Origin of the sequence: Piscibacillus sp. B03 (assembly GCF_052246295.1) — a bacterium.
Taxonomy (GTDB): Bacteria; Bacillota; Bacilli; order Bacillales; family Alkalibacillaceae; genus Piscibacillus.
On the sequence record NZ_JBQQCO010000015.1, the window covers coordinates 19,957 to 32,956 of the forward strand.

11 protein-coding genes are annotated in these 13,000 nt (G+C 37.3%); 5 read left to right on the forward strand and 6 right to left on the reverse strand.

What is annotated here, in order from left to right; translation table 11 throughout:
* The first annotated feature begins 252 nt into the window (after positions 1-252).
* Positions 253-1,890, forward strand: coding sequence for a BCCT family transporter (locus tag ACTWQB_RS11055; protein ID WP_443139245.1), 1,638 nt, complete (start codon positions 253-255; stop codon positions 1,888-1,890).
* A 33-nt stretch (positions 1,891-1,923) separates the two neighbouring features.
* On the opposite strand, the gene tadA is transcribed toward ACTWQB_RS11055, so the two are convergent.
* Positions 1,924-2,373 carry a tRNA adenosine(34) deaminase TadA gene (gene tadA / locus ACTWQB_RS11060; RefSeq protein WP_443139246.1) on the reverse strand — a complete coding sequence of 150 codons (450 nt, stop codon included), beginning with the start codon at positions 2,371-2,373 and terminating at the stop codon, positions 1,924-1,926.
* A gap of 105 nt (positions 2,374-2,478) precedes the next feature.
* Here tadA and ACTWQB_RS11065 point away from each other — a divergent pair, with 105 nt between their 5' ends.
* Positions 2,479-3,762, forward strand: a complete 1,284-nt coding sequence (locus ACTWQB_RS11065; RefSeq protein ID WP_443139247.1) for a LysM peptidoglycan-binding domain-containing protein — start codon at positions 2,479-2,481, stop codon at positions 3,760-3,762.
* Between the two features lie 126 nt (positions 3,763-3,888).
* Here ACTWQB_RS11065 and ACTWQB_RS11070 read toward each other — a convergent pair whose 3' ends face one another.
* The 5 genes from ACTWQB_RS11070 to acsA form a co-directional block, all read right to left on the reverse strand.
* Entirely contained in the window at positions 3,889-4,650 is a 762-nt protein-coding gene (locus ACTWQB_RS11070; protein ID WP_443139248.1) for a DUF3891 family protein, read from the reverse strand.
* A gap of 98 nt (positions 4,651-4,748) precedes the next feature.
* Entirely contained in the window at positions 4,749-5,267 is a 519-nt protein-coding gene (locus ACTWQB_RS11075) for a type 1 glutamine amidotransferase domain-containing protein (protein WP_443139249.1), read from the reverse strand.
* A gap of 83 nt (positions 5,268-5,350) precedes the next feature.
* Positions 5,351-6,664 carry a lysine N(6)-hydroxylase/L-ornithine N(5)-oxygenase family protein gene (locus ACTWQB_RS11080; RefSeq protein ID WP_443139250.1) on the reverse strand — a complete coding sequence of 438 codons (1,314 nt, stop codon included), beginning with the start codon at positions 6,662-6,664 and terminating at the stop codon, positions 5,351-5,353.
* Between the two features lie 47 nt (positions 6,665-6,711).
* Positions 6,712-7,983 (reverse strand): purine/pyrimidine permease, encoded by a 1,272-nt coding sequence (locus tag ACTWQB_RS11085; RefSeq protein ID WP_443139251.1) that lies wholly within the window; start codon positions 7,981-7,983, stop codon positions 6,712-6,714.
* 306 nt (positions 7,984-8,289) lie between these two features.
* Positions 8,290-10,008, reverse strand: coding sequence for an acetate--CoA ligase (gene acsA, locus ACTWQB_RS11090; protein WP_443139252.1), 1,719 nt, complete (start codon positions 10,006-10,008; stop codon positions 8,290-8,292).
* Positions 10,009-10,251: 243 nt separating this feature from the next.
* On the opposite strand from acsA, the gene ACTWQB_RS11095 reads away from it, so the two are divergent.
* Genes ACTWQB_RS11095 through ACTWQB_RS11105 form a run of 3 tightly spaced genes read left to right on the forward strand, consistent with a single transcriptional unit; the run spans position 10,252 to position 12,997 of the window.
* Positions 10,252-11,076, forward strand: coding sequence for a M55 family metallopeptidase (locus ACTWQB_RS11095; protein WP_443139253.1), 825 nt, complete (start codon positions 10,252-10,254; stop codon positions 11,074-11,076).
* An 18-nt stretch (positions 11,077-11,094) separates the two neighbouring features.
* Positions 11,095-12,033, forward strand: coding sequence for an ABC transporter permease (locus ACTWQB_RS11100; RefSeq protein ID WP_443139254.1), 939 nt, complete (start codon positions 11,095-11,097; stop codon positions 12,031-12,033).
* 1 nt (position 12,034) lies between these two features.
* Complete coding sequence (locus tag ACTWQB_RS11105) at positions 12,035-12,997, forward strand: ABC transporter permease (RefSeq protein ID WP_443139255.1); 963 nt, start codon at positions 12,035-12,037, stop codon at positions 12,995-12,997.
* Positions 12,998-13,000 lie beyond the last annotated feature (3 nt).

Consider the following 13,000-nt stretch of genomic DNA (forward strand, 5'->3'; position numbering starts at 1 on the left):
TATAAAAACTTAAAAGTGTTTAGCCCTCATGAGATAGGGTATAAAGTATTGTATGTTCAGTCGTTCGTATTTGTTAGACTTGCATAATCTGACTAAATACGTTAAATTCGCAAAGGTGCATTTTTTATGAATTAAAACATCAGCTCTATTTGTGAGTAAGAACATCTAAGTGATTATTTAGATGTTTTTTTACGTCATTAAGTCAGTTATGTAAATTTAAACAATTTTATTATAAGGGAGAGTTTTAGTTTTATGAGAGAAAAACCAAAGGGATTAACTTCATTTAGAGCAGCAGTTAAGACTCCTACTTTTATTATTTCTTTAATAATTGCTGTACTTTTCCTAGCTTTAGGTGTCTTCTTAGATAACTTTGGCACTTATGTAGATAATACCTTTACTTGGGTTGTTGAGAAGCTAGGTTGGTCATTCATACTAGGTGGAAGTATATTCTTAATAGTAGCAATCTACTTAATGGTCAGCCCACTTGGTGAAATTAAGCTAGGTGATGATGATGAGAAACCAGCTTACTCTACACCGGCATGGTTTGCTATGTTATTTAGTGCTGGTATGGGGATTGGCTTATTATTCTGGGGTGTATCAGAACCAGTCAACCACTATATGTGGCCTCCGAGTGGTGATGCAGAATCAGCAGGGGCTGTTCATAAAGCATTGCAATACTCATTTTTCCACTGGGGATTACACCCATGGGCAGTTTATGCGATCGTAGCAGCAGCATTAGCTTACTTTTCATATCGTAAAGATTTACCAATGTTACTAAGTTCAACACTAGAACCTATTTTAGGGCGCAACAAGATTAATGGATTCTGGGGTAACACTGTAAACATTATCGGTGTCATCTCTACATTATTCGGTATTTCAACTTCTCTTGGTTTAGGTGTTATGCAAATCGGTGGAGGTTTCGAACAATTATTTGGTATACAAAACGACACAGGATTATGGTTAATGATTATTGTTGTTGTAACTGGACTTGCGATTCTATCAACTACTTCAGGAATTGATAAAGGAATCAAATGGCTAAGTCAAGCAAACCTTGGTGTAGCTGGCTTACTACTATTATTCGTCCTAATTTTAGGTCCAACTTTATTTATCCTAGAAGCTTTAACACATTCAACTGGTTCTTACATTCAAAAGATCTTCCAAATGTCCTTTGGAATTGATGCAGCTGGTGAAGGAACTGAAGGTTGGTATGATGCTTGGACGATTTTCTATTGGGCTTGGTGGATTTCCTGGGCTCCATTCGTAGGTGCCTTTATAGCCCGTGTATCTAGAGGTCGCACAATTCGAAGCTTTACAATTGGGGTATTACTAGTCCCAACAGCTGTAAGTATTGTATGGTTTAGTGTATTCGGTGGAGCTGCTTTATTCTTAGAGCACTTCCAAAGCAGCAGTATTTGGGAAGCCGTAAGTGAAGATGAAGCACAAGGTTTCTTTGCATTACTACAAACCTTCCCATTTTCTAGTGTACTGATCATTGTAGCTATGCTATCTCTTACAGTATTCTTTATTACCTCTTCAGACTCCGGTACGTATGTTATTGGGATGTTAACATCTAAGGGTAACGTTAACCCTCCATTAGGATTACGTATTATCTGGGGTGTTATTGAAGGTGGATTTGCTGCCGTATTACTACTAGCTGGTGGTCTAGGCGCATTACAAACAGCCGCAGTTGTAGGTGGTTTTCCATTCATGTTAATCATGTTCCTTATGATTGGTTGTTTAATATATGCGCTTCATAAAGAACTAAGAGATGGTTCATTACCGCAAGAACGCGCAAGAATTTATGCAGCATTAGAAGATTTAAGAGAAGAAAAGAAAATCCGTAAAGGGATTATTCAAGAACAAAATCCTGAACAAAGAAATGATAAGTAATATAAAAGCTCCCGCGAGTTAATCGTGGGAGCTTTACTTTTTCCTCAGTTTTCTAAAAAAATCTTTTAACAAAGATGCGCACTCTTCCTCCAAAACCCCTCGTTCAACCGTTGATTGATGATTGAACCTCGACTCATCTAACAAATTCATTAACGTTCCAGCACAACCTGCTTTAGGATCGCTTGCACCAAATACCACTTCGGGAATCCTCGATTGAACAATCGCCCCTGCACACATTGGACAAGGTTCAAGTGTGACGTATAATGTACATTCTTCTAATCGCCAACTTCCTACCTTCTGGTTAGCTTTTCTAATTGCAATCATTTCAGCATGCGCATCACTATGTTGTAATGTTTCACGCTTATTAAACCCTCTAGCGATAATTTTACCCTTATGTACAATGACAGCACCAATGGGCACTTCATGAATGGCTTCTGCTTTTTTGGCTTCATTAATAGCTTCTTTCATAAACTCTTCGTGCATTATTGTCACCTCTTATCATAAGTATCATACCATAATCATGGATAGCATACGCCTAATTTCCACTCATAAAGTGTAGTTAGGAAGACTAGAAAGGAGTGCACTACTTTGTTAATCCATGTTGTGCAACAAGGCGATAACATTTATGCAATCGCCAATCAGTATCAAACTACTATTGATGAGTTAGTACAAGTTAACGGCCTAGACCGTCCGGAAGATTTAGTTGTAGGCCAGACATTAGTGATCCCTACTGATACTTATACGGTTCAAAGAGGAGATAGCCTATATAGTATCGCAAATCGTTACAACACAACTCCACAAGAACTTGCCGAATTCAACGGACTAGAGTTAAATTCTCCACTACAGATTGGTCAGGTATTAGAAATTCCACAACCTGCTAAGACTGATATTACAAGTAATGCTTATGTTGAACCTATAGGGGATTCTGTAAGCGAGACATTACAACAATCAGCGATGGCTAGAGCTCCATACTTAACCTACTTATCACCATTCAGCTATCAAGTCAATCGTGATGGGACGTTAATTCCACCATTATTAGATGACTTTCCTGCCATCGCTGCAGAAAACAATACCGCTTTAATGCTTACGGTGACGAACATTGAAGATGGGGAGTTTAGTGAGGAGTTAGGTAGGTTAATTGTTACGGACGAAAATGTACAAAACACTCTATTAGATGAAATCATTCAAACAGCTCAAGAAGTGGGGTACCAAGATGTTCATTTTGATTTAGAATTCCTCCCAGCTGATACTCGTGAAGAATATAACCAGTTTTTAAGAAAAGCTAAAGAACGTCTAAGTGCAAATAATTTAATGATTTCAACAGCATTAGCACCAAAAACAAGCGCCGAACAAACAGGACAATGGTATGAGGCTCACGACTACCAAGCTCACGGGGAAATTGTTGACTTTGTTGTATTAATGACTTACGAATGGGGTTATAGTTACGGGCCACCATTGGCTGTGTCACCTATCGAACCCGTCAGAGGCGTCGTTGAATATGCATTAACAGAAATGCCAGCTGAGAAGATCTTATTAGGTCAGAACTTATATGGCTATGATTGGACGTTACCTTTCCAAGAAGGTGGCGATCCAGCTGAGGCTCTTAGTCCTAACCAAGCCATTCAACGCGCAAGAGAGTACAATCAATCAATTGAATTTGATGAAGAATCACAAGCTCCATACTTCTTTTATTGGGATGAAAATGGAAACCAGCATGAAGTTTGGTTTGAAGATGCACGATCAATCCAAGCAAAATTTGATCTAATTAGAGAGCTAGGGTTAAGAGGAATCAGTTATTGGAAACTAGGTCTGGCATTTCCACAGAACTGGTATATGCTGAATGATCAGTTTAATATTAGAAAACTAGTTTAATAGTTAGTTTAGTTTTGGAACACTGCCATAAAATAAGCCGAACTTTTCAAGAGTGAAGTTTGGCTTATTTCTACATTAACTTTATTAAAGGTCACTTCCCGCAAGTAAGGTCTTATAAGTCACCAATCAATAAGCAATCAACACTTGACGCACTTGTACTGTTGCATCGTGATAAGCCTGCTCTAGCCCTTTTTCCTCTATATCATCATCAGTTATTTCTTTAAAAGGAACAAACACCTTAAACGGAGCTTTAAATGGAAACGGTTTTAAGACAATAACCTCATGATCTACCCAACTTGCGTTCATTCTTTGGTTTAACCCTTCAAACCTCTGTCTAAACCCCTCTTTAAACATAAAAATTTCATTCTCTTTAGATATATTTGGCTTATTTAAACAAATATAAAGAGATAAATCATCGCAAAACTGCAATAAATTAAATTGAAAATCTATTTTCTCTTTAGACTTTTCTAAATCAAGCTCTTGTTCCAATCGTTTTTGCCTGTCAATTTCCCGGGAAATGAAACGAGAAATATTAGAATCTGTCGAATTTTGTTTAAAGAATGATAGAAAATGAAGACTATTTAAATACCCCGCATATGGCGATAATTGCTCCACCTCATCTACACCCTGTTTATAAGCTTCCAATTTTGGTTCCATAGGAAAGTCCATAAATGAGTGAGGAACATTTTTTTCTTCATTCCAAATTGGTTTTTTATCTAATGGAATCCAAGCACGGTCATGTTCCCTAACGGCCAATTGAACATCTTTAAACCAATTTACACCTAAAAATAAATTATCTGACCAATATGGAACGAATTGTCCACTTAATATTGAGTGATCATGTTGTCTAAACAGTTGGTAACGTCCGTTATGTGTGGAGACAATCATCAAACCATCCTTTTTAACCTTTTTAATATTCTATGTTAATCCTATATAATGATTGCAAAAAGGCCCAAACGTAATGTTTGAGCCTTTGTAAATTAATATTACTTTTCTAATACTCTTAACGTTTCTTTGTTAAAGGCAGGTATATCATCTGGCTGCCTACTTGTAATTAATTGGTCGTGACATGAAACTACTTCTTGATCTTTGAACTTAACACCTGCGTTTTCCATATCTACTCGAATTGATTTAAAGCCTGTTGCCATACGACCATCTAGTGTCTTAGCTGTGATGAGTAACTGTGGCCCGTGGCAAATGGCAAAAACCGGTTTATCTTCTTCCATGAAATGTTTCGCGAACCAAACAAAGCGCTCATCTGCACGCAAGATATCGGGTGAGAATCCTCCAGGTAAAAATAATGCATCAAATTCTTCAGGTTTTACCTCATCAATACTTGCGTCTATTTCTACTTCTGCTTCACCTTGTTTACCTTCTACAATTTTACCTTTTTCCTTTTCAATCGTCACAACAGTGTGCCCAGCTTCACGATATGCATTTGCTGGTTCAGTATACTCACTGTCCTCAAACATATTAGTTAATAAGCATGCGATTTTTTTACCCATGATCAATGCCTCCTTTAGACATAATTATAGGATGAAACGTTGCTTCACTATTATGCATTCCCGCTATACTTTAGTTTAAACATCTACTCACTTTTAGGTAAAAACTGTTGGAAGATTTGAGTTTGATTTGTTTTAAATCGTTCTTCTCCCATAAGGTCATTAATAATCTCCATATTTCGTTGAACAGCCAATCCTAAATTAGTAGCAGCGGTTCCATGGGAGTGCTCCGTGTTGGTTACGACATAAAATTTATTGTTCTTTGGTTCTTTAAATGTTAGTTCGTAATTTCGTTTAACTTTAAACAGTTTGTCGTCTTCCCAAACAACATCATCTTGATAACGTTCCAAAAACCATTCAGGGATATTTGGTTTATAACCTGTCGCAAGAATAACCTTCTCTGAATGGTAATCGAACTCCTTCTCCTTTTGCCATTGCTTACTTTTTAAGACATACCCTTTGTCAGCTTTTTCGATGTTATTGACCTCTGTTAGTGGTTGGATGGTTATTCTAGGGTCCTTCCCTCCAACTGAGTAATGATATAACATTTCATAAATTCCATTTAATGTTGAATAATCAATACCATTTCGTAATGGGTCTAGCGTATCTAGTGCTTCTTTACGCTTTTCTAACGGTAGTTGATGAAAGTAATCAACATAATCCGGTGCAAAAAACTCTTGACCCACTTTAGCTGCTTCTAACTGAAAGATTCCTTCTGACCTGGTTAACCAACTTAAATGAAACTCATAATTCTCACGCTCTTCTAATAAATCATAGAAAATTTCAGCAGCACTTTGGCCTGAACCAACAATCGTGATATGGTCCGATTTCATGAGTGCTTCCTTTTCATATAAATAACGACTCGTATGGAGGACATCTTCATTCGGAAAGCCTTGCATGGATTCTAACACTAACGGTTCACTTCCAGTTGCCATGACAACGTGTTTAGCAAAATAAGTTTCCGTTTGACTTGTATCAGTATCAAGTATCGTTAGCTCATAATAATCACCGTGATCATCCGAATGATCAATGCAATCCACAACTTTCTTACCGAAATAAACTCCACTAATTTGATCCGTTGCCCATTGTAAGTAATTATTATACTCATTTCTAGGCACTTCTAATTTTTGAAAGAAGAAAAATTTATATAAACGGTCGTGCTCTTTCAAATAGTTTAAATAACTATAACGACTGGTTGGGTCCGCAAACGTCACTAAGTCTGCCATAAAAGGCACTTGTAGATCTGCCCCTTCAATCAACATACCTGGGTGCCATTCCATTTTTGGTGTTTGGTCAAAGAAAATGCGATCAAGATCTTCCATATCTTCCGTTAAGGCTGCTAAGCTCAAATTGTATGGTCCTACACCAATTCCTATAAAGTCATAGATTCTTTGGTCCATTTACTCACCTACTTTAGTCTACTTAATCTCTATTATGTACGCTCTTATTAATTTCTATCTTCTGTTTTCCATAACTGTTCTAAAAAGACAGCTAGAACTGTACCTACTAACATACCGTTACTGATGACTTGCCTAACAGTTCCTGGCAATTGCCCAAAAGCTTCTGAAGGTATAAACATTAATCCCGAACCTAGAAGCAACGATATAGTTATGATTGTCAAACGTCTCTGGTCTAATCCATCAGCAAATAAATTTCTTAACCCTAACCCCATCAACTGAACAAATGTTGCTAGTAAAGCAGCATTAGCAATAGGTGAAGGAATCCCTGCTAAGAAAGATATAATTGGTGGAAAGAATGCTACTAGTATAAGTAAAAGAGACGCCCAAATAAAAGGGCTTTTTCGTGTTTCACCCGTTAACTGTATAAAGCCAGCAGAAGATGCTAAAGGAACAACTGCCACGCTTGAAAAGATCCCAGATATTCCGTGATTCACCCCAAGCATAAAACTTCCTCGGTTCATTTGATTAATCGTAAAATTTGGCTTACCTTCAATGACTTCAGTTGCTGCCGATAATGAAGCAACAATATTAGATAGGAGAATCAAGGCTGTTAAAACTGCTACAGGGACAATACTCCAGTCAAATTGCGGCATCCCCCATGCAAACCAATCAGGAATTGAAACCCAAATTTGACTCGTTATTTGGCTTTTAGATTGATCAATAAATAGAACAAATAAAATCCAACCTAATCCAATTCCTAATAAAACAGCGTAACTTTTAATCCAACCTTTAAAAAAGTTTGAGAAAACTAATACAGCTATGAAAGTAATCATAGCCATTAAAAAACCGTCCATTTGAGCTACTTGTACGTCATCGCTTAACCCAAACATACCTTGAAGAAATGTGCCACTTAATTGAAAGGTCAGTAAAGTTAAGAATACTCCTGTGACTAATGGAGTAAAAAAAGATATTACTTTCCCTGATATCTTAAATACCCCAAATACGATTAACAAAACACCTGTTAATATCATGGCCATTTCTAGAAGTTGCAGTGCTTCAAGACCCTCTGCACCTGTTGAACCAACACTTGCTGCGAATACAGCAAATGTACTTACCCATAAGCCTGCAGGTCCATCAACAATCGGAAGCTTATGACCTAACCATCCTTGTAAAAAACAAGCTAGACCGATGACAAAAAACGTTCGTTGCATTAATAACATAATCTCCATTGGGTCCATTTGAAAAATCGATCCTATTACAACAGGAATCGCAACTGCATTCGCAAGCAAAAATATAAACCATTGAATAATCGAAAACATAACAAAACCACTGCTTTCTATCTTGTTGTTCGCTATTTGAATTATAAACGATTTAACTAATAACGTCTTTTATCCACCCTTAATCTTGATTTATCTACCCTTTTTTAAAATTTATCTACCATGAAATTTGTCGACGGAGTAAGAATAACTCTTTTATCTACCCTTTGAACGAATTTATCTAACTTTTTATACGATGAGGACGTACCAAACAGTTTGATAAAATTAAAAATAGAAGCCGAATGACTAGGTATGCTCTCACACCTAACATTCGGCTTCTTCTTGGGCTGAATCAAAGTTCAGCTACTATTACTCTTCTAATGTTGACGTATCACCTTCTGGTAAGCCTAGCTCGCGTGCTTTTAACAGACGACGCATAATCTTACCACTACGCGTTTTTGGAATGGAATCTGTAACCTCTATTTCACGAGGTGCAGCATGTGCTGCTAGACCTGTTTTAACAAACTGACGAATTTCCTCTAGTAATTCATTTGATTTTTCATAGCCTTCATTTAGAGCTATGAAAGCTTTAATGATCTCACCACGTTCTGGGTCAGGTTTACCAATAACACCTGCTTCAGAAACAGCATCATGTTCAATTAATTTACTCTCAACTTCGAATGGTCCAACACGTTCACCTGATGTGTTAATAACATCATCCAGACGACCTTGGAACCAGAAATAACCGTCTTCATCTCGGTAAGCACTGTCACCTGATACGTACCAACCATTTAAGAAGTAGCTTTCATACTTTTCTGGGCGCTTCCAAATGGCACGCATCATAGAAGGCCAACCTTCTTTAATAGCTAGGTTACCCATACGATTAGGTGGAAGTTCGTTACCTTCATCATCCACGATTGATGCAACAACACCTGGGATTGGTTTACCCATAGAACCCGGGCGAATATCCATAGTTGGATAGTTACAAATTAACTGAGCTCCAGTTTCTGTCATCCACCATGTATCATGAATACGACGGTCAAATGCTTTTAATCCCCAATGAATAACTTCAGGGTTTAAAGGCTCTCCAACACTTAAGATATGACGAACTGATGATAAATCGTATTTCTTCGCAACGTCTGCACCAGCACTCATTAATTTACGGAATGCTGTTGGAGCTGAATACCAAACCGTTACTTTATATTGATCTAACGCTTTATACCAAGCATCAGGTGTGAATCGTCCACCTACAACAACGTTTGTAACACCGTTTAACCACGGTGCAAATACACCATAACTCGTTCCTGTTACCCAACCTGGGTCAGCTGTACACCAATAAACATCATCTTCTTGTAAATCTAATACCCACTTACCTGTTTGGTAATGTTGAATCATCGCATTGTGTACGTGGTAAACTCCTTTTGGCTTACCAGTTGAACCTGAAGTATAGTGAATGACCATTCCATCTTCTAGGTCCACCCATTCAATATCAAACTCATCACTCGCTTCTTTCATTTCCACATGGTAATCAATATAACTATCATCAATATCCTTTGAATTACCGACTAAAACGATTTTCTTTAAGTCTGGAAGTTGATCTTGTGGAACACGGTATAACAAGTCAGGCGTAGTAATAAGCATGGTTGCTTCACTATCTTCTAAACGATCCTGAACCGCTTGCTCCATAAATGCCTCAAATAAAGGTCCTGCTATAGCACCCACTTTTAAAATCCCTAAGAAACTAGCATAAAACTCAGGGGACCTAGGCATGAATAAGAAAACTCTGTCCCCTTTTTCAATGCCTTGCTTTTTAAGCACATTTGCAAATCTATTACTAGTTTTACTTAAATCTTCAAATGTTAATTTCTCTTCACGATCGGGCGCCACATAATGTAGGGCAATTTGATCTTTCTTTTTAGGATCTTCCGCATGTCGATCGATAGCTTCATAGGCAATGTTAACTTTTCCTGTTTCATTCCAAGAAAAAGCTTTTTTAGCTTCTTCCCAGTCAAAGTTCTTGTAAGTTTGTTCATAGTTTTCTAAGTTGTGTTTCCCAGTTGATGCTTGTAACTCTTTTACTTCTGCCATTCTATCACCTCAACTATTATTTTTTATAACCTTGCTATTTATAGAGCAATAGTATAATCAAATCAAAATTTTCTTATTATGTGAAAATTCTGTTACTAACTATTGTATATGAGAAAGCGCTTTTTTTAAAGTGAAAAACTTACCATTAACAAAATCTGAAGAAAATTGATTTTTTTCTAAAAATTTGATAAATTTATATACATTATAATAAATATTTTTACATCAAGGAGGGAGCAAATACATATGAAACTATACATGTCTGTAGATATGGAAGGTATAACTGGTTTCCCCGATTATACATTTGTTAATTCTCAATTCCATAATTATGATAGAGCTCGTCATATTATGACCTTAGAAGCTAATCATGTAATTGAAACCGCTTTTAAGAATGGTTGTGATTACTTTTTAGTAAACGATAGTCATTCAAAAATGAACAACCTGTTAGTTGATGAATTATATCAAGAAGCGGAACTGATCACAGGAGGCGTCAAGCGTTATTCGATGGTGGAAGGTTTAGATGAATCTTATGATGGGGCAATCTTCTTGGGTTATCACGCCCGGGCAGGCCAACCTGGTGTTATGTCGCACTCGATGACGTTTGGTGTCCGTAATTTCTATGTAAATGACACAGCCGTCGGAGAACTTGGATTAAACGCATATGTAGCAGGGTACCATGGAGTGCCTGTCATTCTTGTTGGTGGAGATGATTGTGCCGCTAAAGAAGCTGAACAGTTAATTCCAAACATTGTAACAGCACCTGTTAAGCAATCAATCACAAGACAAGCTGTTAAAACCTTAACACCACAGAAGTCTGGTGAACTATTAAAAGAGAAAACAATCGAAGCTATGAATCAAGTAAATGAAATAGAACCTTTAGTCCCTCCTAAACAACCAACATTCAGAATTGAGTTTAATAACTACGGTCAAGCTGAATGGGCAGCGCTAATGCCCCGAACAGAGGTTGAACCTAATAGTTGTATAGTTAAGTTTGAAGCTAAAGATATCCTAGAAGCTTATCGAGCAATGTTAGTCATGACAGAACTTGCGATGAATTCGACTTTTAATTAATAGAAGGGGGACAGCATTTTGTTTCGATACATAATTAAACGTTTTTTAATGGCACTTCTAACCATCTGGATTATAGCAACACTGACTTTCATTCTAATGATGTCCATACCTGGTTCCCCGTTCAATGATGTTTCTGATAAAACCTCGAACGAAGCTGTACAACGGAACTTAGAAGCTCATTTTAACTTGGATCAACCGCCAGTTATTCAATACGTTCATTATTTGAAATCCATTGCGACATTTAACTTTGGTCCTTCAATTAAGAAGCCGAATGATACCGTTAATGAACTATTGGGTCGAGGTTTTCCTATTTCTTTTGAACTCGGGATTATATCAATTATTGTTGCCTTAATATCCGGTATAGCTTTAGGTGTACTTGCAGCGTTAAAACATAACAAAATAATAGATTACATGGCCATGACCATAGCTGTATTAGGGATTTCAATTCCAAACTTTGTACTTGCAACTCTATTAATACAACAACTAGCTGTTAATACTGGTATTTTCCCAGTCGCAACATGGAAATCTCCAGCTCATATGGTCCTTCCAACCATTGCGCTAGCAACTGGTCCGATGGCTATTATTGCTCGTTTAACACGCTCGAGCATGCTTGAGGTGCTTACTCAAGATTATATAAAAATGGCAAGAGCAAAAGGATTAGCTCCTTACAAAGTCATTATTAAACATGCATTAAGAAATGCTTTAATGCCAGTTGTCACCATAATGGGTACTTTATTAGCCGGAGTTCTTACAGGTACTTTTGTAATTGAGAAAATCTTTGCGATCCCTGGAATGGGGCAATATTTCGTACAAAGTATTAACGAACGTGATTACCCTGTCATAATGGGTACAACTGTATTTTATAGTGCGTTCTTAATCTTCATGCTATTTTTAGTTGATATTACGTACGGTATTTTAGATCCAAGAATTAAAATACACGATGAGAAAGGGGATTAGAATGGATCAACACGTTAAACAGAAAGAAAATCAACCACTAAATCCGAGTGAAATCCCCGCAGAATGGTTTCAGCCGATTGACCGAACTAACCAGTATCAAGAAGAAGTCGTTCGTCCATCTTTATCCTATTGGCAAGATGCTTGGCAACGACTAAAAAAGAATAAAATGGCTATGGGTGGGTTAATTTTCTTGTTTATTTTAGGATTCATGGCAATCTTTGGTCCTTATATGACGCCATTTACGGTTAATGGTCAAAATCTTGCCAATCAAAACCAAGCCCCGTCTCTTACTCATTGGTTTGGAACAGATGATTTAGGTAGAGATGTCTTTACTAGGACATGGTATGGAGCTAGAATTTCACTGTTTGTAGGTCTAGTTGCTGCAATTATTGACTTCTTCATTGGAGTTATTTATGGCGGTGTCTCAGGCTATAAGGGCGGACGTACCGATAACATCATGATGCGTATTGTAGAAATCTTATACGGTCTTCCTTATTTATTAGTTGTTATTCTATTACTAGTTGTGATGGGCCCAAGTTTATTTACGATTATTTTGGCTCTATCCATTACAGGTTGGGTAGGAATGGCAAGGATTGTACGTGGACAAGTATTACAGCTTAAAACATTGGAGTTCGTTCATGCTTCAAAATCCTTCGGGGCAAAAACAAGCAGAATTATTCGAAAGAATTTACTACCTAATACCATGGGGCCAATTATCGTTCAAATGACGTTAACCGTTCCAACTGCGATTTTCGCAGAAGCATTTTTAAGTTTCCTAGGACTAGGAATCTCCAGTCCTTATGCCAGTTGGGGCGTGATGGCAAATGACTCACTCACAACAATCATATCTGGACATTGGTGGCGTTTATTCTTCCCAGCGTTTTTCATATCAGCAACTATGTTTGCTTTTAACGTATTAGGCGATGGTCTCCAAGATGCTCTTGATCCAAAATTGAGGAGGTGACAC

Bases quoted from the DNA above. Each gene is read 5' to 3' on its own strand.
- ACTWQB_RS11055 (WP_443139245.1), top strand. From the start codon at position 253: ATGAGAGAAAAACCAAAGGGATTAACTTCATTTAGAGCAGCAGTTAAG.
- tadA (WP_443139246.1), bottom strand. From the start codon at position 2,373: ATGCACGAAGAGTTTATGAAAGAAGCTATTAATGAAGCCAAAAAAGCA.
- ACTWQB_RS11070 (WP_443139248.1), bottom strand. From the start codon at position 4,650: ATGATTGTCTCCACACATAACGGACGTTACCAACTGTTTAGACAACAT.
- ACTWQB_RS11075 (WP_443139249.1), bottom strand. From the start codon at position 5,267: ATGGGTAAAAAAATCGCATGCTTATTAACTAATATGTTTGAGGACAGT.
- ACTWQB_RS11080 (WP_443139250.1), bottom strand. From the start codon at position 6,664: ATGGACCAAAGAATCTATGACTTTATAGGAATTGGTGTAGGACCATAC.
- ACTWQB_RS11085 (WP_443139251.1), bottom strand. From the start codon at position 7,983: ATGTTTTCGATTATTCAATGGTTTATATTTTTGCTTGCGAATGCAGTT.
- acsA (WP_443139252.1), bottom strand. From the start codon at position 10,008: ATGGCAGAAGTAAAAGAGTTACAAGCATCAACTGGGAAACACAACTTA.
- ACTWQB_RS11095 (WP_443139253.1), top strand. From the start codon at position 10,252: ATGAAACTATACATGTCTGTAGATATGGAAGGTATAACTGGTTTCCCC.
- ACTWQB_RS11105 (WP_443139255.1), top strand. From the start codon at position 12,035: ATGGATCAACACGTTAAACAGAAAGAAAATCAACCACTAAATCCGAGT.